At 72.7% G+C, this 21,365-nt stretch carries 16 protein-coding genes; 11 read left to right on the top strand and 5 right to left on the bottom strand.

Translation table 11 applies throughout. From position 1 onward, the window contains the following. The first annotated feature begins 203 nt into the window (after window positions 1–203). Complete coding sequence (locus FXF50_RS14435; protein WP_148428061.1) at window positions 204–683, top strand: hypothetical protein; 480 nt, start codon at window positions 204–206, stop codon at window positions 681–683. Window positions 684–772: 89 nt separating this feature from the next. Next, window positions 773–2,272, top strand: coding sequence for a tRNA (N6-isopentenyl adenosine(37)-C2)-methylthiotransferase MiaB (gene miaB, locus FXF50_RS14430; RefSeq protein ID WP_148428059.1), 1,500 nt, complete (start codon window positions 773–775; stop codon window positions 2,270–2,272). 51 nt (window positions 2,273–2,323) lie between these two features. Here the strand turns inward: miaB and FXF50_RS14425 are convergent, their stop codons facing one another. Further along, on the bottom strand, window positions 2,324–3,922 hold the full coding sequence (locus tag FXF50_RS14425; RefSeq protein ID WP_148428057.1) for a cellulase family glycosylhydrolase: 1,599 nt from the start codon (window positions 3,920–3,922) through the stop codon (window positions 2,324–2,326). Between the two features lie 474 nt (window positions 3,923–4,396). On the opposite strand from FXF50_RS14425, the gene FXF50_RS14420 reads away from it, so the two are divergent. Further along, entirely contained in the window at window positions 4,397–6,352 is a 1,956-nt protein-coding gene (locus tag FXF50_RS14420) for an FG-GAP-like repeat-containing protein (protein ID WP_187399671.1), read from the top strand. 67 nt (window positions 6,353–6,419) lie between these two features. Here the strand turns inward: FXF50_RS14420 and FXF50_RS14415 are convergent, their stop codons facing one another. After that, window positions 6,420–7,628 (bottom strand): DUF349 domain-containing protein, encoded by a 1,209-nt coding sequence (locus FXF50_RS14415; protein ID WP_148428053.1) that lies wholly within the window; start codon window positions 7,626–7,628, stop codon window positions 6,420–6,422. A gap of 202 nt (window positions 7,629–7,830) precedes the next feature. Here FXF50_RS14415 and FXF50_RS14410 point away from each other — a divergent pair, with 202 nt between their 5' ends. The 3 genes from FXF50_RS14410 to dapF are packed head-to-tail and all read left to right on the top strand — an operon-like array spanning window position 7,831 to window position 10,311. Then, the gene (locus FXF50_RS14410) at window positions 7,831–8,550 is read left to right on the top strand and encodes a hypothetical protein (protein WP_148428051.1); all 720 of its coding nucleotides are present in this window, start codon (window positions 7,831–7,833) and stop codon (window positions 8,548–8,550) included. Beyond that, entirely contained in the window at window positions 8,433–9,458 is a 1,026-nt protein-coding gene (gene miaA / locus FXF50_RS14405) for a tRNA (adenosine(37)-N6)-dimethylallyltransferase MiaA (RefSeq protein WP_148428330.1), read from the top strand. The genes FXF50_RS14410 and miaA overlap by 118 nt, the downstream gene beginning before the upstream one ends. 7 nt (window positions 9,459–9,465) lie before the next feature. After that, window positions 9,466–10,311, top strand: coding sequence for a diaminopimelate epimerase (dapF, locus tag FXF50_RS14400; protein ID WP_148428049.1), 846 nt, complete (start codon window positions 9,466–9,468; stop codon window positions 10,309–10,311). Here the strand turns inward: dapF and FXF50_RS14395 are convergent. Both FXF50_RS14395 and FXF50_RS14390 read right to left on the bottom strand, forming a co-directional pair. Continuing rightward, window positions 10,286–10,579: a TetR family transcriptional regulator C-terminal domain-containing protein gene (locus FXF50_RS14395; RefSeq protein ID WP_148428047.1), complete on the bottom strand. Its 294-nt coding sequence runs from the start codon at window positions 10,577–10,579 to the stop codon at window positions 10,286–10,288. The genes dapF and FXF50_RS14395 overlap by 26 nt on opposite strands. 75 nt (window positions 10,580–10,654) lie before the next feature. Then, window positions 10,655–12,127, bottom strand: coding sequence for an NAD-dependent malic enzyme (locus FXF50_RS14390; protein ID WP_148428045.1), 1,473 nt, complete (start codon window positions 12,125–12,127; stop codon window positions 10,655–10,657). Window positions 12,128–12,323: 196 nt separating this feature from the next. Here FXF50_RS14390 and hflX point away from each other — a divergent pair, with 196 nt between their 5' ends. Then, window positions 12,324–13,787, top strand: coding sequence for a GTPase HflX (hflX, locus tag FXF50_RS14385; RefSeq protein WP_148428043.1), 1,464 nt, complete (start codon window positions 12,324–12,326; stop codon window positions 13,785–13,787). 50 nt (window positions 13,788–13,837) lie between these two features. After that, window positions 13,838–15,427, top strand: coding sequence for a hypothetical protein (locus FXF50_RS14380; protein ID WP_148428041.1), 1,590 nt, complete (start codon window positions 13,838–13,840; stop codon window positions 15,425–15,427). A 46-nt stretch (window positions 15,428–15,473) separates the two neighbouring features. Here FXF50_RS14380 and lexA read toward each other — a convergent pair whose 3' ends face one another. Beyond that, on the bottom strand, window positions 15,474–16,256 hold the full coding sequence (gene lexA / locus FXF50_RS14375; protein ID WP_148428039.1) for a transcriptional repressor LexA: 783 nt from the start codon (window positions 16,254–16,256) through the stop codon (window positions 15,474–15,476). Window positions 16,257–16,800: 544 nt separating this feature from the next. Between lexA and nrdR the strand changes: the two genes are divergently transcribed. The 3 genes from nrdR to FXF50_RS14360 all read left to right on the top strand — a co-directional run bounded on the left by nrdR (window position 16,801) and on the right by FXF50_RS14360 (window position 21,284). Then, a complete protein-coding gene (nrdR, locus tag FXF50_RS14370) occupies window positions 16,801–17,295 on the top strand; it encodes a transcriptional regulator NrdR (RefSeq protein WP_091311916.1) in 495 nt (164 codons plus the stop codon). A 34-nt stretch (window positions 17,296–17,329) separates the two neighbouring features. Beyond that, window positions 17,330–20,227, top strand: a complete 2,898-nt coding sequence (locus tag FXF50_RS14365) for a vitamin B12-dependent ribonucleotide reductase (RefSeq protein WP_148428037.1) — start codon at window positions 17,330–17,332, stop codon at window positions 20,225–20,227. Window positions 20,228–20,339: 112 nt separating this feature from the next. Further along, window positions 20,340–21,284, top strand: a complete 945-nt coding sequence (locus FXF50_RS14360; RefSeq protein ID WP_148428035.1) for a DUF2332 domain-containing protein — start codon at window positions 20,340–20,342, stop codon at window positions 21,282–21,284. Window positions 21,285–21,365 lie beyond the last annotated feature (81 nt).

Genomic DNA, 21,365 nt, shown 5'->3' with positions numbered 1-21,365 from the left:
GCCCGGTGATTCGAGGCGCGGACGCGGCACCATACCCGATAAACTGTCATCTTCCCGCTACTCTGGGCAACGTCGCCCGGGGAAATTTTGCCCGGAATGGTCACAGACCGGTAACTTGCGCCCGGCTGAGGTCATATGCACCCCACCATCGTCAGTAAGGCCCGATCCGGAGGCCGGTGGGACGAGCGCAGCGAGGAGGCGGCATGACCGAGCTGTGGAACTGGAGAATCGACGGCGCGGCGCCCGTGGAGGTCTACCCGGCGCTGGCCGAGGCGCTCGGCCGGGTGGTGATGCCCCTCGCCGTCGCCGACCCGGCCCGACTCCCCGCGTACGCGGTGGTCTGCGACGTGTGGGAGGCGCCCGGGGCGTACGGGACCGTGGTCGACTGTTACGGCGTGCCCGAGCGCCTGCCGGAGCTGCCCAGCATCGCGGCGCTGGCCCGGCTGCTGGACCGCAACTGCCTGATGCGCGACGACACCCTCGACGCCGGGCGGCACCTGCTGGTCGCCCCGGACGGCACGATCCGCCCGGTGCACTTCGACGTGGTCGAGACCGACGACGGCGAGGTCCTCAGCGACCAGCGGCTCTGCACCGTGGCGGACCCCCGCTGCCGGGGCTGGTCGCAGTGCCACCGCTCCCGGTGGGCCCCCGACTCGGTCGCCCCGGCCCTCGCCGCCGCCTGACCGGCGGCGAGGGGGGCCGGCCGGGCACAGCGGGCGCGGCTCCTCCTCGTTCGGTTCGACCAGCTCCGCCCGGATACGCTGTGCGGGTCATGACTACCGCAGCCGCGGGCAGCCCGCGCACCTACCAGGTGCGCACGTACGGCTGCCAGATGAACGTGCACGACTCCGAGCGCATCTCCGGCCTGCTCGAACAGGCCGGGTACGTGCGCGCCGCCGAGGCCGACGAGCAGCCCGACGTGGTGGTGTTCAACACCTGCGCCGTCCGGGAGAACGCCGACAACCGGCTCTACGGCAACCTGGGTCACCTGCGCCCCGTGAAGGACAAGCACCCGGGGATGCAGATCGCCGTGGGCGGCTGCCTGGCCCAGAAGGACCGCGGCGACATCGTCCGCAAGGCGCCCTGGGTGGACGTCGTCTTCGGCACGCACAACATCGGCTCGCTGCCGGTGCTGCTGGAGCGCGCGCGGCACAACACCGCCGCCGAGGTCGAGATCCTCGAATCCCTCGACGTCTTCCCGTCGACGCTGCCGACCCGGCGCGAGTCGACGTACGCCGGCTGGGTGTCGATCTCGGTGGGGTGCAACAACACCTGCACGTTCTGCATCGTGCCCTCCCTGCGCGGCAAGGAGAAGGACCGGCGCCCCGGCGACATCCTTTCCGAGGTGCGCGCCCTGGTCGACGAGGGCGTGCTGGAGGTGACCCTGCTCGGGCAGAACGTCAACTCCTACGGGGTGGAGTTCGGCGACCGCTACGCCTTCGGCAAGCTGCTGCGGGCCTGCGGCGACATCGAGGGGCTGGAGCGGGTCCGGTTCACCAGCCCGCACCCGAAGGACTTCACCGACGACGTGATCGCCGCGATGGCCGAGACGCCGAACGTCTGCCACTCGCTGCACATGCCGCTCCAGTCCGGCTCCGACGACGTGCTGCGCGCCATGCGCCGCTCGTACCGGTCGGAGCGGTACCTGGGGATCATCGAGAAGGTGCGGGCCGCCATGCCCGACGCGGCGATCACCACCGACATCATCGTCGGCTTCCCCGGCGAGACCGACGCCGACTTCGAGAAGACCCTCGACGTGGTCCGGGAGGCCCGCTTCTCATCGGCGTTCACCTTCCAGTACTCCAAGCGCCCCGGCACCCCGGCCGCGACCATGGACGGCCAGCTGCCCAAGCAGGTCGTGCAGGAGCGGTACGAGCGGCTGATCGCCACGGTCGAGGAGATCACCTGGGCGGAGAACCGGAAGCTGGTCGGGGAGACCGTCGAGGTGCTGGTCGCGGTCGGCGAGGGGCGCAAGGACGAGCGCACCGGCCGGCTGTCCGGCCGGGCCCGGGACGGCCGGCTCGTGCACTTTGACGCCGGGTCGCTGGCCGGGCAGATCCGCCCCGGCGACATCGTCCACACCACGGTCACCTACGCCGCCCCGCACCACCTCAACGCCGACGGGGAGCCGCTGTCGCACCGGCGCACCCGCGCCGGCGACGCGGCCGAGGCGGGGCGCTCCCCGCGTACCCCCGGGGTGCTGCTCGGGCTGCCGACGATCGGCGCGCCGGCCGCGGTGCCCGCCCCCACCGGCGGCTGCGCCGCGCACTGACCGACGGCCGACGGCCGGGACCGCCCCGTGGCGGCCCCGGCCGTCGCCGTGTCAGCAGGCGGTGCCGTTGAGCTTCACGGCGCCCGGCGCGGCGGCCGTGCCGTTGGCCGTGAAGCCGATGGTCACCGAGGCGCCCGGCGCCAGCGACGACGCCCAGGTCGGTGCGGCCGCGGTGACCGTGGTGCCGGACTGGGTGACGGTGGCGTTCCAGCCGCTGGCCAGGTTCACCCCGGACGGCCAGGTCCAGGTGGCCGACCACGGGTTGAGCGCGGCCGTGCCGCTGTTCTTCACGGTCAGCTCGCCCTGGAAGCCGCCCTGCCACGCGTTCACCTGCTTATAGGTGGCCGTGCAGCCGCCGGCCGGCGCCGGCGTGGTCGGCGCCGGCGTGGTGGGCGCCGGGCTGGTGGTGCCGCCACCCGTCGGCGGGATCAGGTAGGGCTGGAGGATGTCCTGCTTGGCCTGGTTGATGGTGGTCCAGTCGTCGTTGGCGATGCCGCCCGTGTCACCCGAGTTGGGGTTCCACGACCAGTAGGTGAAGGACATCCCGGTCACGCCGGTCCCGGTGTACGCCATCAGGTTCTGCAACCACACCTTGTCCTTCGGGTCCTGGAGCGTGGTCCCGAACTCGCCCATCATGATCGGCGCGATGTTCTGCTTGTAGAGGTGGCCCCAGTACCTGTCCCAGATCGCCGGCATGTTCGCCGGGTAGGTCGGGTCGTCGAACCAGGCCTGGTGGTAGACCGAGGTGGCGTACTCGTGCGGGGAGTAGACCAGCCGGTTGGCCACGTTGAGCCGGACCGGGAACTGCCCGGCCTTCGACAGGTTGCCGCCCCACCAACCGCAGTCCTCGTCGTTGCTCGGGTCGTTGTCCCAGACGTTCGACAGGCCACCGCTCGGGCAGCTCACCCCCTCCACGAAGATCAGCCAGTTCGGCTGCACCCCGAGGATCGCGTTGCCGGCCCGCTCGGCGGCCAGCCGCCAGTCCCGCGCGGTGTCGCCGCAGCCCCAGCAGGCGCCGGTGGCCGCCGGGTTGGTGCCCTCGGCGTGCGGCTCGTTGTGCAGGTCCGCGCCGATCACCGTGGGGTTGTTCGCGTACCGCTGGGCGAGCATCTTCCAGTCGGCGATCCAGGTCGCCTCGGAGACCGTCGAGGTGTACCAGAGCGGCGACTGCCCGGCCGAGGTCGGCCGGTGCCGGTCCAGGATGACCCGCATCCCCTTGCTGCCCGCGTAGTCGACGACCTTGTCGAGGATCTGCAACGGGGACAGGCCGACCAGGTCCGGGTTGACGAAGTCGTTGATGCCGGTGGCCGTCGCGCCCGGCTTCAGCGCGTCGTTCGAGTACGGGATGCGCAGCGTGTTGTAGCCCAGCCGGGCCATGGTGTCGAGCTGGCCGCGCCACGGGTTGCTCGACCACAGACCGTGGAAGGTCTTGTTGTCGGTTTCCATGCCGAACCAGTTGATGCCGGTGAGCCGGACCGTGGCCCCCGTGCTGTCGACGATCTTGTTGCCACTGGTGCGCAGGTAGCCGGTGCCGGTGCCGCCGGTGGCGGCGGCGGCCGGTGTGGTGCTGACGGCGGCGGCGACGAGGACGCCGGCGGCGGCGGTGGCGAGCGCCGCGAGGGCGCCGCCGAGGGCGGTGGGTCGGTGCATTGGCGAGCTCCACTTCGGATGCCCGCGCCGCGCGAGCGCCGCGGGCGGAAAGACCAAGGGAGACGGCCCGCTCGTCATCGAGTACGCGGACAGCGCGCGCCGGGCCGTGTCACGTGGACGGCCACCCGCGGGGGAAGCACCGGCGATCGTCGACGGCGGGATCGGCCGTCGTGCCCTCGTGCCGGTGCTGGAACCTGGCTCCGCCGCCCATTCTGATCAGCGTGGCTCGATGCCGTCAACGTCGATCCATTGATCACGGCGACGGCGGCCAGGGACGATGGGCGCAGGGGATCCGCTCCCGGCCGTCCTGCCTGGACACCCGTTCACCTTTTGCGTCTTCGGTCACGGCTGTCGGGCGGCGTTCCCGTTCCCGGCCAACGATGGGGCGGCAGCCGCAGGAGTACCGGGAACGGGGAATCGACGATGCGTGTGACAGGCGGGAGCAGGGAACACCGACGAACACTTGCCGCCCTGGTGCTGCTCGCCCTCGTGGCGGTGCTGGCGCCGGCCGCGCCGGCCCGGGCGCTCGGGCTGTCCGCGCCGAAGACCGTCACTGCGACGGCGCTCTCCCATGAGCAGATCCGGCTCACCTGGACGGCGGGCACCGGCGCCACCGGCTACCGCGTGCTGCGGTCCGGCAGCAGCGGTGGGCCGTACCAGCAGGTCGCGTCCACGAGCCAGCGGGAGTGGACCGACGGGGGCCTCACGGCGGCCAGCCGGTACTGGTACATCGTGGTGAGCACCAGCGGCAACCTGACCTCCCGGCCGTCCCGCGAGGTCAGCGCGGTGACCTGGATCAGCCCGCCGCGGGGCGTCCGGGCCACCGGCACACCCGACCGGATCACGCTGTCCTGGGAACCGAGCCCGGGCGCGACCGGCTACACGGTGCTGCGCTGGAACAACGGCAGCTACGAGAGCCGGGGCGACACCACGGGCACCAGCTTCGTCGACACCGCGGTGACCACCGGACCCGAGTACCTCTACCGGATCCGGGCCGTCTCGGCCGCGTCGAGCAACGAGTCCGCCGAGGTCTGGGCCCGGGTCGGCGCGCCGAGCAGCATCACCCTGACCGTCTCCCCGGCGCGCACCGAGGCGGGGCAGGCCGCGCTGCTGACCGCGAAGGTCGTCGCCGCCGATCCGGACACCCCGACGTTCCTCGGCGGCGTCCGCTTCTACGCGGACGGCCAGGCGCTCCCGGGCGCCTGGCTCGACTCCTCCGGCCGCGCCGAGATCTTCACGAGCCTGCCGGTCGGCGCCCACACCCTGCACGCCCAGTTCGCCGGCAGCCAGACACCGGCCGTCGGCGCCAGTGCCTCGGCCGCCGTCACGCACACCGTCGTGCCGGCGTACGGCCAGGTGAACTACGCCTCCTACCGCACCTACGGCTTCGGCACGGTGGTCCCGTCGAGCGTGGCAGTGGCGGACGTGACCGGCGACGGCCGCGGCGACCTGCTGATGGGCACCTACACGTACGCGGAGCTGCCGGAGGACAACTGCAAGCTCCTCGTACTCGCCCAGCGGCCCGACGGCACCCTCGCCCCGCCGCAGGTCCTCGCCACGCACGGCTACCCGAACGGGACGGTGGTGCTCGCCACCGGCGACGTGGACGCCGACGGCGACACCGACGTCGCGGCGATCGCGAACTCCGGGGTGGACGTGTTCCTGCAACAGGCCGGCGGCCTGGCCGCACCGGTCCTGCTGCCGTTGGCAACCCGTCCCACCGACCTGCGGCTGGCCGATCTGAACGCCGACGACCGGGCCGACCTGGTCGTCGCCGAGCAGGACCGGCTGACCGTGCACCGCAGCGTGGACGGCCGGACCTTCGCCCCGCCGGTCCTCGTCGACGACGGCTACGACCGGGGCCTGGTGGACACCGCCGACCTCGACGGCGACGGCCGCCGGGACATCGTCCAGTTGACCCACACCACGGCGACGGTGGAGGTCTTCACCCAGACCGCCGAGGGGGGCTTCGCCCGCGCCGGCGCGTACCCGGTGCCCGACGGGACCGCCCGGGGCGTCGGGTCGATGGCGGCCGGCGACCTGACCGGGGACGGGCGGGCGGACGTCGCGGTGACGGCGGGCGGCAACAAGCCCGCCTCCCGGCTGCTGGTGTTCCCGCAGACCGGCGCCGGCGCCCTCGGCGCTCCGGTCGCCTACCCGCACTACGACATTCCCCAGCCGGTGGTGCTGGCCGACGTGAACGGCGACGCCCTGCTCGACGCGGTGACCGCGCACGGCGGCTGGCAGGCGGCGGGGGTCTCGTTGCAGCGCCCCGACGGCCAGCTCGGCCGCGAGCGCTTGTTTGGTCTGCCCTACGCCAGCAGCTACCCCGGCCGGGGCCTCGCCGTCGGTGACCTCACCGGCGACGGCCGGCCGGACCTGGCCCTCGCCGACTACAACAGCGGGGTCGTGGTGCTGCCGCAGGTCTGAACACCGGGCGGCCACGCGGAAGCCCCCGGTCCCGAGGCGGGACCGGGGGCTCCCGGTGAGGCTGAACTCAGCCGGCCTGCTCGGCCAGCTGGAGGAACTGCCGCTTCGAGGCGAGCGCCTGCTCGGCCTCCTTGATCCGGCGGGTGTCGCCGGCCGCCTGCGCCCGGGCCAGCCGGTCCTCGGCCTCGGCGACCTGGGCCCGCATCTGGGCCAGCAGCGGGTTGTCCTCCTTGGAGGTGCGCCGCCACGCCGAGTCCATGACCTCGCGGACCTTGTCGTCCACGGCGCGCAGCCGGCGCTCCAGCCCGGCGGCGGCCTCGCGGGGGACCCGGCCGGCCTCGTGCCACTGCGCCTGGATCTCGCGCAGCTTCGCCTGGGCGCCCTTCGGGTCGCCGTCGACGTCGAGCGCCTCGGCCTCGGCGAGCAGGGCCTGCTTGCGCTCCAGGTTGGCGCGCTGCTCGTTGTCCCGCGCCGAGAAGACCTCGCTGCGCCGGGTGAAGAACTCGTCCTGCGCCGCCCGGAACCGTTCCCAGAGCTTCTGCTCGGCCTCCTTGGAGGCGCGCGGCGCGGCCTTCCACTGGGCCATCAGGTCCTTGAGCTGGTTGGCCGTGGCGCCCCAGTCGGTCGACTCCTTGAGCTTCTCGGCCTCGGCGACCAGCTCCTCCTTGATCCCCTGCGCCTGCTTGCGCTGCTGGTCCAGGGAGGCGAAGTGGGCGCCCCGGCGGCGGGTGAAGCCGTCGCGAGCGGCGGCGAACCGCTTCCACAGCTCACCGTCGGCCTTCTTGTCGACCCCGCGGATGGTCTTCCACTCGTCGAGGATCTCCTTGAGCCGGTCGCCGGCGGTCTTCCAGCCGGTCGACTCGGCGGCCAGCTTCTCCGCCTCCTCGACCAGGGCGGTCTTGCGCGCGAGGGCCTCGACGCGGGCGGCGTCGCGGGCCGCCCGGGCCTCGCCGGCCTTCTCCTCGGCCACCGTGGCCAGCTTGTCCAGGCGCGCGGCCAGGGCGTCGATGTCGCCGACGACATGCGCCTCGGGCAGCGAGGCGCGGATCCGCCGGATCGTGGTCAGCGAGTGGCCGGCGTCCGCCGCGCCCGAGTTGAGCCGGGCCTCGGTCAGGTCCACCTCCGTCACCAGGTCGGCGAAGCGCCGGGCGAAGTGGGCGAGCCCCTCCTCCGGTGCCCCCGCCTGCCAGGATCCGACCACCCGCTCGCCCTCGGCGGTCTTGACGTAGACGGTGCCGTCCCCGTCGACCCGTCCGAAGGCAGTCCAGTCGCTCATGTGCCCATCCTCGTTCTCCCGGCGTCGACGGGACTCCTCCCGCGATCGCCGCCACGGCGCAGCAAAGTTCTCCCGGCATTGTCACAGGTCCGACCCGGTCCGTGTCGAGCGCCTGTCGTCGACCGTGACCATACGGTGTCGTAGCGCCTCGATGACCGGATCGGCGCGGGGACGCACCGGGGGATACGGATAGGTTGGTGCCGTGCCCCTGGTCGCCGCCGCCGTCTGCCCCCATCCGCCCCTGATCGTGCCCGAGCTGGCCGGCGCCGCCGCGCCCGAGCTGGACGACCTCCGCGCCGCCGCCGACGCGGCCGTGGCCCGGCTGCTCGCCGCCGATCCCGAGGCGATCCTGCTGCTCGGCGCCGGACCCGAGACGGGGCGGTTCGGCACCGCCGACCACGGCTCGCTGCGCCCGTTCGGGCTGGACCGGCACGTCCGGCTCTGGAAGGTCAACTGCACGGGCGTCGACGAGCTGCCGCTGAGCCTGACCATCGGCGCCTGGCTGGTGAACCGGTCCGGCACGGAGCTGCCCCGGCTGGCCCGGGCGGTTGCCGCCGACGCCGCCCCGGCCGAGTGCGCCGCCCTCGGCGCGGAGCTGGTCGCCGAGGCCGACGGGCGGGTCGCGCTGCTGGTGCTCGGGGACGGGTCGGCCTGCCGGGGCGTCAAGGCGCCCGGCTACGACGACCCGCGCGCGCCCGCGTACGACGAGGGGGTCGCCAGGGCCCTGGCCGGCGCGGACGTCGAGGCCCTGCTCGGCCTGGACCCGGTGCTGTCGGCGGAGCTGAAGGCCGCCGGGCGGGCGCCCTGGCAGGTGCTGGCCGGCGCGGCCCGCGCGGCGGGCGGCGACTGGCGCGGCGACGTCAGCTACCACCAGGCCCCCTACGGCGTTGCCTACTTCGTGGCGAACTGGGAGAAGGTGTGAGTCGAACCGTCGTCGCCGTGGTCGGGCCGACCGCGGCGGGCAAGTCGGCGCTGAGCATCACCCTGGCGCACGCCCTCGACGGCGAGGTGGTCAACGCCGACTCGATGCAGCTCTACCGGGGCATGGACATCGGCACCGCCAAGCTGACCCCGGCCGAGCGGGAGGGCGTGCCGCACCACCTGCTCGACATCTGGCCCGTCACCGAGCCGGCCAGCGTCGCCGAATACCAGCGGCTGGCCCGCGCGGCGGTCGACGACATCCTGGCCCGGGGGAAGGTGCCGCTGCTGGTCGGCGGCTCGGGGCTCTACGTCCGGGCGGTGCTGGAGCAGTTCGAGTTCCCCGGCACCGATCCGGCGGTCCGGGAGCGGCTGGAGGCGGAGCTGGCCGCGGTCGGCCCCGCCCCGCTGCACGCCCGGCTGGCCGAGGCCGACCCGGTGGCCGCGGCGGGCATCCTGCCGAGCAACGGCCGGCGCATCGTGCGGGCCCTGGAGGTCGTCGAGCTGACCGGCGCCCCGTTCACCGCGTCGCTGCCCGCGCCGACGCCGTACTACCCGTCGGTGCAGCTCGGCGTCGACCTGGACACCGCGCTGCTGGACGAGCGGATCGCGCTGCGGGTGGACCGGATGTGGGCCGACGGCCTGGTCGCCGAGACGCGGACGCTGGTCGGCGAGGGCCTGCCCGAGGGGCGTACGGCCAGCCGGGCGCTCGGCTACCAGCAGGTGCTGCGGTTCCTGGCCGGGGAGCTGACCGAGACGCAGGCGTACGAGGAGACCATCCGGGCCACCCGGCGTTTCGTCCGCCGGCAGCGGTCCTGGTTCCGCCGCGACCCGCGGATCCACTGGCTGGACTCGGCCTCGCCCGCGTTTGTCGACACTGCGCTGCGGATGGTCGCCGAGCATCGGGAATGATGGAGGCGTGGAGTTCACCAAGGGCCACGGCACCGGCAACGACTTCGTCATCCTGCCCGACCCGGACGGGGCGCTCGACCTGACGCCCGACCTCGTCGCCGCGCTCTGCGACCGGCGGCGCGGCATCGGCGGCGACGGCGTGCTGCGCGTGGTGCGCGCCGCCAAGCACCCGGAGGGCGTGGCGCTGGCCGGCGAGGCCGAGTGGTTCATGGACTACTGGAACTCCGACGGCTCGTTCGCCGAGATGTGCGGCAACGGCGCCCGGGTCTTCGTGCGCTACCTGCTGGAGGCCGGGCTGGCCACCCCGTCCGGCGCGGCGCTGCCGGTGGCCACCCGGGCCGGCCTGGTCCGCGCCCGGGTCGAGGGCGCCGAGGTCGCCGTCGAGATGCGCCGCCCCCGGCTGTACGACACGGCGACCGCCACGGTGGGCGGGCTCACCCTGACCGGCGCGGCCGTGGACGTGGGCAACCCGCACCTGGTCTGCGCGCTGCCGGCCAGCCTGGACCTGAACGTCCTGGACCTCAACCGGGCGCCCGACGTCGACCCGTCCCTCTTCCCGTCCGGGGTGAACGTCGAGTTCACCACCCCCGGCGAGCCGGTCGAGGGCACCGACGGGCACGTGCTCATGCGGGTCTACGAGCGGGGCTCGGCCGAGACGCTCTCCTGCGGCACCGGCGCGTGCGCGGTGGCCGCGGTGGCCCTGCGCGACGCCGGCCGGGATACCGGCACGATGACCGTCGACGTCCCCGGCGGCCGCCTCACGATCACGATCACCGACGACACCTGCTGGCTCTCCGGCCCCGCCGTACTGGTCGCAACCGGCGAGATCACGCCGGCCGCGCTGCAGGCGTGAGCACCCGGTCGAGGTGGTAGGTCAGGACCGCGAGCGCCGCCCGCCCGTCGCGTTGCCCGCCGAGCACGCTGGAGCCGAGCCCGTTGGTCAGGGCGAGTAGCCCGGCGGCGGTCAGCTCGGGGTCCAGTCGCGGGTCGACCTCGCCGTTCTCCTGCGCCTGCCGCAGCTGCCGGCCGAGCAGCCGTTCGATCTTGTCGGATACGTCGCGCCGTGCCGCTCGGCGAGGTTGGCTGGGTGGTTTGCCCTGGTTCAGGGCGGCCAGCCTCATGATCAACGCTGAGAGGGCCCACGTGTGGTTGGGTTTGTGTCGCTCCAGTGGCAGCGGTGGACCCGGAAGGCGCGGTCAGGGGGTGGCGCTGGCGTTGGCCGCGATCTCGGGGAGGTCGGCCGGGCCCGGGTCGGCGGCCGGCGGGGGCGTCGTGGCCGGGTTCTGGGCGGCGGCGCGCACCGCGGCGGCCACCGCGGGGGCGACCCGCGAGTCGAAGACGCTCGGCACGATCACCGTCGGGTTGATCTTGTCTTCGCCGACCACGTCCGCGATGGCCCGGGCCGCCGCGATCGCCATCTCCTCGGTGAACTCCTCGGCGTGCGCGTCGAGCATGCCCCGGAAGACGCCCGGGAAGGCGAGCACGTTGTTGATCTGGTTCGGCTGGTCGGACCGGCCGGTGGCGACCACCGCGGCGTGCTTGCGCGCCTCCCGCGGGTCGACCTCCGGGTCGGGGTTGGCCAGCGCGAAGACGATGGCGTCCTTGGCCATGGCGGCGATGTCCTCGCCGGTGAGCAGGTTCGGCGCGCTCACCCCGATGAACACGTCCGCGCCCCGGATCGCACCGGGCAGGTCGCCGGCGTAGTTCTCCTTGTTGGTGTGGTCCGCCAGCCACTGCCAGGCCGGGTTGAGGTCGGGCAGCCCGCGGTGCAGGGCGCCCTGCCGGTCGTACGCGATGATGTCGCCCACGCCCTGCCGCAGCAGCAGCTTCATGATCGCGGTGCCGGCCGCGCCGGCGCCGGAGACCACGACGCGGACGTCGCAGAGCTGCTTGCCCACCACCCGCAGCGCGTTGGTCAGCGCGGCCAGCACGCAGATCGCGGTGCCGTGCTGGTCGTCGTGGAAGACCGGGATGTCCAGCGCCTCGCGCAGCCGGGCCTCGATCTCGAAGCAGCGCGGCGCGGCGATGTCCTCCAGGTTGATGCCCCCGTACGCGGGCGCGATCGCCTTGACGATCTGCACGATCTCGTCGGTGTCCTGGGTGTCCAGCACCACCGGCCAGGCGTCCACCCCGCCGAAGCGCTTGAACAGCGCGGCCTTGCCCTCCATGACGGGCAGCGAGGCGGCCGGCCCGAGGTTGCCCAGGCCGAGCACGGCCGAGCCGTCGCTGACCACGGCCACGGTGTTGCGCTTGATGGTGAGCCGGCGGGCGTCGGCGGGGTTCTCGGCGATCGCCTGGCAGACCCGGGCCACCCCCGGGGTGTACGCGCGGGACAGCTCGTCGCGGGTGCGCAGCGCGACCTTGGAGCTGACCTCGATCTTGCCGCCGAGGTGCAGCAGGAACGTCCGGTCGGAGACCTTGCGGACGTCCACCCCGTCGAGCGCGGTCAGCGCGTCGACCACCTGGTCGGCGTGGTTGGAGTCGGCGGTGTCGCAGGTGAGGTCCACGATCACGTGGGCGGGGTCGGAGTCGACCACGTCCAGGGCGGTGACGATGGCGCCGGCCTCGCCCGCCGCGGTGGTCAGCCGCCCGATGGAGGAGGCGTCCGCGGGTACCGCGATCCGGATCGTGATCGAGAATCCGGCACTCGGCAGTCGGGTGTTGGCCACGTAGAACTCCTCCGTCGGCGCTGAGCGGCTCGCCTGGCATTTCTACCCGCCCACCCTGGTCGGCCGGCATCCGGCCCCGCTACCGGTTAGTAGCGCCACGGGCATATAGCAGGTGCGTGGGGCGTTGGTACGTGTCAGGATGCTCATGCGAACGGGAAATGCCCCGACAAAAGACATAACGGACAGGAGTCGCGGTTTGCGAGAGCAGGAGACCTTCCTTCCCTACGAGGACGACGAGCTCGACGCCACCACGGGCGAGTACGAGCTGTCGGAGCGGCAGGCGCTGCGGCGGGTCCCCGGCCTCTCCACCGAGCTCACCGACATCACCGAGGTCGAATACCGCCAGCTCCGGCTGGAGCGGGTCGTCCTCGTGGGCGTCTGGACCGAGGGGACCCAGGACGACGCGGACAACAGCCTCACCGAGCTGGCGGCGCTGGCCGAGACGGCCGGCTCGCAGGTGCTCGAGGGGCTGATCCAGCGGCGCAACCGGCCCGACCCGGCCACCTACATCGGTCGGGGCAAGGTCGACGACCTGGGCGCGGTGGTGCTCGCCACCGGCGCCGACACGGTCATCTGCGACGGTGAGCTGTCGCCGTCGCAGCTGCGCAACCTGGAGCAGCGCACCAAGGTCAAGGTGGTCGACCGGACCGCCCTGATCCTCGACATCTTCGCCCAGCACGCCAAGAGCCGCGAGGGCAAGGCGCAGGTCGAGCTGGCTCAGCTCGAATACCTGCTGCCGCGACTGCGCGGTTGGGGTGAGACCCTCTCCCGGCAGACCGGCGGTAGCGGCCGTGGCGGTGGCGCCGGCGGCGGCGTGGGCCTGCGCGGTCCCGGTGAGACCAAGCTCGAGACCGACCGGCGCCGGATCCGGCACCGCATCGCGCGGCTGCGCCGCGAGATCAAGAGCATGACGACGGTACGCCAGACCAAGCGTGCCCGCCGCTCCCGCAACGCGGTGCCCGCGGTGGCCATCGCCGGCTACACCAACGCCGGCAAGTCCAGCCTGCTCAACCGCCTCACCGGGGCGGGTGTGCTGGTGGAGAACGCGCTGTTCGCCACCCTGGACCCGACCACCCGCCGGGCCACCACCTCCGACGGCCGGCTCTACACCCTCTCCGACACGGTCGGGTTCGTCCGGCACCTGCCGCACCAGATCGTCGAGGCGTTCCGCTCGACGCTGGAGGAGGTCGGCGACGCCGACCTGGTGGTGCACGTGGTCGACGGCACCCACCCCGACCCGGAGGAGCAGGTCCGCGCGGTCCGCGAGGTGCTCGCCGAGGTGGGCGCCGACCGACTGCCCGAGCTGCTGGTGGTCAACAAGACCGACGCCACCGACGAGGAGACGCTGCTGCGGCTCAAGCGGCTCTGGCCGGAGGCGGTCCTCGTCTCCGCGCACAGCGGGCAGGGGATCGACGGGCTGCGCGAGGCGATCGAGCAGCGGCTGCCGCGGCCGGCCGTCGAGGTCCGGGCGGTGCTCCCGTACGACCGGGGTGACCTGGTGGCCCGGGTGCACCGGCAGGGCGAGGTGCTGAACAGCACGCACCTGCCCGAGGGCACGCTGCTGCACGTCCGGGTGGGTCAGGCGCTGGCCGCCGAACTCGCGCCGTACCGGGCGGGGGACCGGCTCACCAGCGAGGAGCGGGTGGGCGCCGGGCGGTGAGCCGTCCGGCGTCACCCGCCGGAAACGCGGGTCGTGCGACACTTGGCGCCATGCGGCACGCTGTCTCCTCGGTCACGATCGCGCTGAGCCTCGTCGGCGCGGTCGTGGCGCCGGCCGGGATCGCCCTGGCGGCTCCCGCCGCGGCCCCCGTGCTGGCCGCGGTTCCCAAGAAGAAGTGCACCATCGAGGACAAGCGGCTCCGGGAGCTGTCCGGCATCGTCGCCACCAGCACCGGCTACGTCGTGATCAACGACGGCACCGACGACGAGAGCCGCAAACGCGTCTTCTTCCTCGACACCAAGTGCGAGATCGCCAAGGACCCGGTCCGCTACTCGGGCTCCGGGCCCTATGACACCGAGGACCTGGCCCTCGGGCCGGACAAGAAGACCCTCTTCATCGCCGACACGGGCGACAACGTCGAGGCCAAGACCCGCCGGGAGCGGGTCGCGATCTGGACCATGCCGCTGAGCGGGTCGAAGCAGCCGGTGCTGCACCGGCTGACCTACCCGGGCAACGAGCCGCACGATGCCGAGGCGCTGCTCGTCGGCAACGACAACCTGCCGCTGGTCATCACGAAGGACCTCTCCGGCAAGTCGGAGATCTTCACGCCCACGGCGAAGTTCAAGAGCAGCGGTGACCCCGAGCCCATCCCGATGAAGAAGGTCGGCGAGGTCACCCTCCCCAAGACCAACACCGAGAACAAGCTGGGCGGCCCCGGCCGGCTGCTGGTCACCGGCGCGACCCGCTCGCCCGACGGCAGCAAGGTGGTGCTGCGCACCTACGGCGACGCCTTCGAGTTCGACGTGACCGGCGGCAACATCGTCGCCGCGCTGACCACCGGCAAGCCGCGGGTGACCCCCCTCGCGGACCCGTTCGGCGAGGCCATCTCCTACACGGCGGACGGCAGGTCCTTCGTCACCGTCTCCGACGGCGGCCTCCTGGACGCCACGGACCCGATCGACATCCTCAGCTACGCCCCGGCCACCACGGGGGTCGAGGCGCTGCCCAACGCCGGCAGGGACGTCACCAGGCCGGCCGCGGAGAAGTCCTGGATCGAGGGGCTCACCCTGGACGAGATCACGTACCTGATCGCGGCGGTCGGCGTGCTCGGCGCGCTCATGGTCGGTGCGGGCATCTTCGGCATCCTGAAGGCCCGCCGCAAGCCGGCGCCGCCCGCCGAGCCCACCGACGAGCGTGGCGACGAGTTCCCGGGCAATCCCGGCTACCCGCCGCCGGCCAACCGGCCCGACGTCCCGCCGCGCGGCGGGGTCTACGGCGGCGGTGGCGGCCAGGGTGGGCTCTACGGCGGCACCCCGGCGAACGGCGGCCGCCCGGCCGGCGGCGTCTACGGCGGCGGCCGACCGCAGGGCGGCGGCGGTCGTGGAGGCGCGGTCTACGGCGGCGGCCCGCAGGGCGGTGGCCGCCCGCAGGGTGGCGGCGTCTACGGCGGAGGCTCCCCGGGCGGTGGCGGCTACGGCGGCCGGCCGGGCGGCGGTGGCGGCTACGGGCCGGGGCGGGCCGAACCGCCGCGCCGGGAGCCCGACCGCCGGGAACCGCGCGACGGCGGCCACGGCGACCGCGGCCACCAGCACGGCCAGTTCTCCGGCGGCGGCCGGGAGTACCGGGGCGACCGCTACTGAGCGCAGAAAAAGGGGGTGACCGCCGGTCACCCCCTTTTTCGTGGTCTCAGATGCGGCGGAGCACGGCGACCACGCGACCCATGATGGTGGCGTCGTCGCCGGGAATCGGGTCGAAGGCCGGGTTCTGCGGCATCAGCCAGACGTGCCCGTCGCGCCGCCGGTAGGTCTTCACGGTCGCCTCGCCGTCGAGCATGGCCGCCACGATGTCGCCGACCTCGGCGGTCGGCTGCTGCCGGACCACCACCCAGTCGCCGTCGCAGATCGCCGCGTCGAGCATCGAGTCGCCCTTGACCTGGAGCATGAAGACCTCGCCCTCACCGACCAGCTCGCGGGGGAGGGGGAAGATGTCCTCCACCGCCTGCTCGGCGAGGATCGGGCCACCGGCGGCGATCCGGCCCAGCATCGGCACGTACGCCGGGGCGGGGCGCTGGGCCCGGGCCGCCTCGTCGTCGACCTCGCCCGGGGCCCGGACGTCCACGGCGCGCGGCCGGTTCGGGTCGCGGCGCAGGAAGCCCTTCTTCTCCAGCTCCTTGAGCTGGTAGGCGACGCTGGACGGGGAGACCAGGCCGACCGCCTCGCCGATCTCGCGGACGCTCGGCGGGTAGCCGTGGCGCTCCACCCAGGTGCGGATGAACTCCAGGATCCGGCGCTGCCGGGCCGTGAGGTCGACCGTCGTCGGGTCGGGGAAGCTGCTGACCACCGGGGTGACCGGACGCACCGCGGGCTGGGCCGCCCGGCTGCGCGCGGTGCGGGGTCGACGGGTCGCCGGCGGACCCGCCCCGTCGATCGGCTGCGGGTTCTTCTGCCGGCTGGCCCGGTCCTCGGTCACGTCCGTCCCTCCCTGGTCGGCGCTGGGTGCCTCGTCGGCTCGTGGTGCGTGCTCAGGTGGTGCTCCCGACCGGTCCGTGGCGATCCGCCGCGCCCGGTCGTTGTTGACCGTATAGGTGAGATCGGCCATTTTCAAACATCTGTACGACCTGTTGTCGGCGTGTCGCCCCGAAATCCTGGATTTCCGAACGCCTGTTCTGATAAATGGTACGTCGCTCTCGAACGCTTGTTCCATCCCAGCGGGCCGTGACGCCGGCGGCGCTCGGCCGTTGGGCTCCTCGGTACGTCGGGGACGAGGCGGCACGGGCGCGTGATTCTGGCGACTCGCCGGACACGCCGCTCAACTTGACCTCGCTAGTGCGACGACATACGGTCGACCCCTAGATGTTGTGGTTACACGGGCGTAAGTTGCCTACAGGTTGGGTCCGGTTACCGACCGCACTCCCGCACCGCCGACCGGCGGCGGCCATCGCGAGATGGTGCCGTCGCGGTGACGCGTGCCCGGAGGCGGGCGGTGGGCCGCGGTCGATGAAGGAGGTCAGGCGATGCGGTGTCCGTACTGCCGGCACGCCGACTCCCGGGTGGTCGACTCGCGGGAGGCCGACGACGGCCAGCTCATCCGGCGGCGGCGGTCCTGCCCGGAGTGCGGCAAGCGGTTCACCACCGTCGAGGAGGCGGTGCTCGCGGTGGTCAAGCGCAGCGGGGTGACCGAGCCGTTCAGCCGCACCAAGATCATCGGCGGGGTGCGCAAGGCGTGCCAGGGACGGCCGGTCGACGACGACTCCATCGCGCTGCTCGCGCAGAAGGTGGAGGAGACCGTCCGGGCCAAGGGGGCCGCCGAGATCCCCAGCAACGAGGTCGGGCTGGCCATCCTCGGGCCGCTGCGCGACCTCGACGAGGTGGCGTACCTGCGGTTCGCCAGCGTCTACCGCTCCTTCGACTCGCTCGCCGACTTCGAGCGCGAGATCGAGACGCTGCGGGCCGCCGCGCGGGCGCGGGAGGGCGCCGGGGCCGTCGAGGCCGCCGGCGCGACCAGTTGAGTTTCACGGATTTCTGACAGTTTGACGACGCGCGGTGGGTGACCGCGCTGACGAGGGGGGCGAGGGCGTGACGACCAGCAAGTCACGGAACAAGGCCGGGACAGGGCTGAAGATCGAGCGCGTCTGGACGACCGAGGGGGTGCATCCCTACGACGAGGTCACCTGGGAGCGCCGCGACGTCGTGATGACGAACTGGCGGGACGGTTCGATCAACTTCGAGCAGCGCGGGGTGGAGTTCCCCGAGTCCTGGTCGGTCAACGCGGCCAACATCGTGACCACCAAGTACTTCCGGGGCGCGGTGGGGACCCCGGAGCGGGAGTGGTCGCTCAAGCAGCTGATCGACCGCGTGGTCGGCACCTACCGCACCGCCGGTGAGGAGTACGGCTACTTCGCCACCCCGGCCGACGCCGAGGTCTTCGCGCACGAGCTGACCTGGATGCTGCTGCACCAGGTGTTCAGCTTCAACTCGCCGGTCTGGTTCAACGTCGGCACGCCGTCGCCGCAGCAGGTCAGCGCCTGCTTCATCCTGGCCGTCGACGACTCGATGGACTCCATCCTCGACTGGTACAAGGAGGAGGGGCTGATCTTCAAGGGCGGCTCCGGCTCCGGCGTCAACCTGTCCCGGATCCGCTCCTCCCGCGAGCTGCTGTCCTCCGGCGGCAACGCCTCCGGCCCGGTCAGCTTCATGCGCGGCGCGGACGCCTCCGCCGGCACCATCAAGTCCGGCGGCGCCACCCGGCGGGCGGCCAAGATGGTCATCCTCGACGTGGATCACCCGGACATCCAGGAGTTCGTGGTCACGAAGGCGCGCGAGGAGGACAAGATCCGCGCGCTGCGGGACGCCGGCTTCGACATGGACCTGGGCGGCGCCGACATCGTCAGCGTCCAGTACCAGAACGCCAACAACTCGGTCCGCGTCTCCGACGAGTTCATGACCGCGGTCGAGAACGGCGGCGGCTTCGACCTGCGCGGCCGGCTCGACGGCCAGGTCATCGAGACGATCGACGCCAAGAAGCTGTTCCGCAGCATCTCCCAGGCGGCCTGGGAGTGCGCCGACCCCGGCCTCCAGTACGACGACACCATCAACGACTGGCACACCTGCCCGGAGACCGGGCGCATCACCGCGTCGAACCCGTGCTCGGAGTACCTGCACCTGGACAACTCCTCGTGCAACCTGGCCTCGCTGAACCTCATGAAGTTCATGCGCGCCGACGGCGGCTTCGAGGTGGAGAAGTTCGTCAAGTCGGTCGAGTTCGTCATCACCGCGATGGACATCTCGATCTGCTTCGCCGACTTCCCGACCGAGAAGATCGGTGAGACCAGCCGCGCCTACCGGCAGCTCGGCATCGGCTACGCCAACCTCGGCGCGCTGCTGATGGCCTCCGGCCTGCCGTACGACTCGGAGCAGGGCCGGGAGGTCGCCGCGGCGATCACCTCGCTGATGACCGGCACCGCCTACCGCCGCTCCGCAGAGCTGGCCGGCGTCGTCGGCCCGTACGACGGCTACGCCCGCAACGCGGAGCCGCACAAGCGGGTCATGCGCAAGCACGCCGCCGCCAACGACGCCATCAAGCCGACCGGCACCGTGGCCACCGCCGTCCAGCGCGAGGCCACCAGGCAGTGGACGCTCGGCAACAAGATCGGTGACAAGAACGGCTGGCGCAACTCGCAGGCCAGCGTCCTCGCGCCGACCGGCACCATCGGCTTCATGATGGACTGCGACACGACCGGCGTGGAGCCGGACCTGGCGCTGGTCAAGTTCAAGAAGCTGGTCGGCGGCGGCTCGATGCAGATCGTCAACCAGACCGTCCCGCGCGCCCTGCGCAGCCTCGGCTACCCCGAGGAGCAGGTCGAGGCGATCGTCGAGCACATCGCCGACCACGGCCACGTGGTGGACGCTCCCGGCCTCAAGCCGGAGCACTACCCGGTCTTCGACTGCGCCATGGGCGAGCGGTCGATCGCCCCGATGGGCCACGTGCGGATGATGGCGGCGATCCAGCCGTTCGTCTCCGGCGCGATCTCCAAGACGGTCAACATGCCGGAGCAGGCGACCGTCGAGGACGTCGAGAAGATCTACTTTGAGGGCTGGAAGCTCGGCCTCAAGGCGCTGGCGATCTACCGGGACAACTGCAAGGTCGGCCAGCCGCTCTCGGTGGCCAAGTCCAACAAGACCGCCGCCGAGACCCAGGCCCCGGCCGCCGAGGTCGAGAAGGTCGTGGAGAAGGTCGTGGAATACCGGCCGGTCCGCAAGCGGCTGCCGAAGAAGCGCCCGTCGCAGACCATCTCGTTCTCGGTCGGCGGCGCGGAGGGCTACCTCACCGCCTCGTCGTACCCGGACGACGGCCTCGGCGAGGTCTTCCTCAAGATGTCGAAGCAGGGCTCGACCCTGGCCGGCGTGATGGACGCCTTCTCGGTGGCCATCTCCATCGGTCTCCAGTACGGCGTCCCGCTGGAGACGTACGTCAGCAAGTTCACCAACATGCGCTTCGAGCCGGCCGGCATGACCGACGACCCGGACGTGCGCATGGCGGCCTCGGTGATGGACTACATCTTCCGTCGCCTGGCCCTGGACTTCCTGCCGTACGAGCGCCGCGCGGAGCTGGGCATCTTCACCGCCAAGGAGCGGGCCGCCCAGCTCGCGGCCGAGGCGGAGGCGGAGGCGAGCGGTGCGGACCTCACCGCGATGGCCGCCTCCGCCCCGGTCGAGGCGCCCGAGCCGAAGACCGGCCCGGTGGCCCAGCCGGCGCAGGAGATGGCCGACGTGGCCGCCGTCAAGCCGGCGCCGTCGGTGGGCTCCAGCACCGAACTGCTGGAGGCCGTGATCGGCAAGGCCGCGGACGCGCCGCTCTGCTTCACCTGCGGCACCAAGATGCGGCCCGCCGGCAGCTGCTACGTCTGCGAGGGCTGCGGCTCCACCAGCGGCTGCAGCTGACGCACGACCGCTCGCGAGCGCGGCAGGGAGCTCCCTGCCGCGCTCGCGGCTGTTTCACGGCGGGACGAAGCTCACGTCGCGCGGGACCGCGTCCGGCTGGGAGGCTCGGGCCATGACCACCGCCGACCGCTACGCCACCTTCGCCGCCCGTGAGACGCGCGGGGTGTCGCCCGCGTACGAGCGGCTCTCGGAGGCGGTTTCCCGCGACGACGAGCTGCTGGCCCGGATCGACACCCTGCCGCCGGCCAAGCGCCAGCCGAACCTGCTCTTCGCCGTGGTCCGGCTGCTCGGCGGCCCCGTCACCGATCCGGCCGCCTTCCGGGGGTACGCGCTGGCGAACTGGCCGGCCGTCGAGGCGGAGCTGCGGGTCCGGGCCACGCAGACCAACGAGCCGGGCCGGTGCGCCGTACTCCTGCCGGTGCTGGCGGCGCTGCCCGGGCCGCTCGCCCTGCTGGAGGTCGGCGCCTCGGCGGGCCTGAATCTCTACCCCGACCGGTACGCCTACCGCTACGGCGATCATCCGCTCGGCACCGGTGAACCGGTCCTCGACTGCGCGATCGGCGGGACGGCACCGCCGGCCCGCCGGCCCGAGGTGGTGTGGCGGGCCGGCCTGGATCTCAACCCGCTCGACGTGACCGACCCGGCCGACGTGGCGTGGCTGGACGCGCTCATCTGGCCGGAGCACGGGCACCGCCGTGAGCGGTTGCGGGCCGCGGCTGCCGTCGCCGCCGCCGACCCGCCGCTGCTCGTCCGGGGCGACCTCGTGGACGACCTTCCGGCGCTGGCCGCGCGGGCGCCGCGGGACGCGACCCTGGTGGTGTTCCACACCTCGGTGCTGTACCAGGTGCCGCCACCACGGCGGCTGGCGTTCGTCCAGGTGGTACGCGGGCTGCCCGGGCACTGGATCGCCAACGAGGACCCCGACGTGCTGCGCTACCCCGCGCTGCCCGAGCAGCCGCCCGGTGGTTTCCACAACGTGCTGGCGCTGGACGGGAAGCCACTGGCCTGGACCCGCGGCCACGGTCAGGCGATCACCTGGTTCGGCAGCGCCACCTGAATCCTGGACACGTGCTCATCAACACCGCCGCGGTCGAGGCAGCCGCCGCCCCGCCTGGCTGATCAACCACAGGCCGGAGCG

It is taken from the genome of Micromonospora sp. AP08, from assembly GCF_008085935.1.
In the GTDB taxonomy this organism is placed as follows: Bacteria; Actinomycetota; Actinomycetes; order Mycobacteriales; family Micromonosporaceae; genus Micromonospora; species Micromonospora chersina.
The sequence above is the reverse complement of the archived record's forward strand: the minus strand, read 5'-3'. Positions and strand labels throughout refer to the sequence as shown.

What these genes read in the sequence shown, in the direction of transcription:
- miaB (WP_148428059.1), top strand. Translation starts at nt 773, where the DNA reads ATGACTACCGCAGCCGCGGGCAGCCCGCGCACCTACCAGGTGCGCACG.
- FXF50_RS14395 (WP_148428047.1), bottom strand. Translation starts at nt 10,579, where the DNA reads ATGAGGCTGGCCGCCCTGAACCAGGGCAAACCACCCAGCCAACCTCGC.
- FXF50_RS14435 (WP_148428061.1), top strand. Translation starts at nt 204, where the DNA reads ATGACCGAGCTGTGGAACTGGAGAATCGACGGCGCGGCGCCCGTGGAG.
- FXF50_RS14360 (WP_148428035.1), top strand. Translation starts at nt 20,340, where the DNA reads ATGACCACCGCCGACCGCTACGCCACCTTCGCCGCCCGTGAGACGCGC.
- FXF50_RS14380 (WP_148428041.1), top strand. Translation starts at nt 13,838, where the DNA reads ATGCGGCACGCTGTCTCCTCGGTCACGATCGCGCTGAGCCTCGTCGGC.
- FXF50_RS14425 (WP_148428057.1), bottom strand. Translation starts at nt 3,922, where the DNA reads ATGCACCGACCCACCGCCCTCGGCGGCGCCCTCGCGGCGCTCGCCACC.
- FXF50_RS14415 (WP_148428053.1), bottom strand. Translation starts at nt 7,628, where the DNA reads ATGAGCGACTGGACTGCCTTCGGACGGGTCGACGGGGACGGCACCGTC.
- nrdR (WP_091311916.1), top strand. Translation starts at nt 16,801, where the DNA reads ATGCGGTGTCCGTACTGCCGGCACGCCGACTCCCGGGTGGTCGACTCG.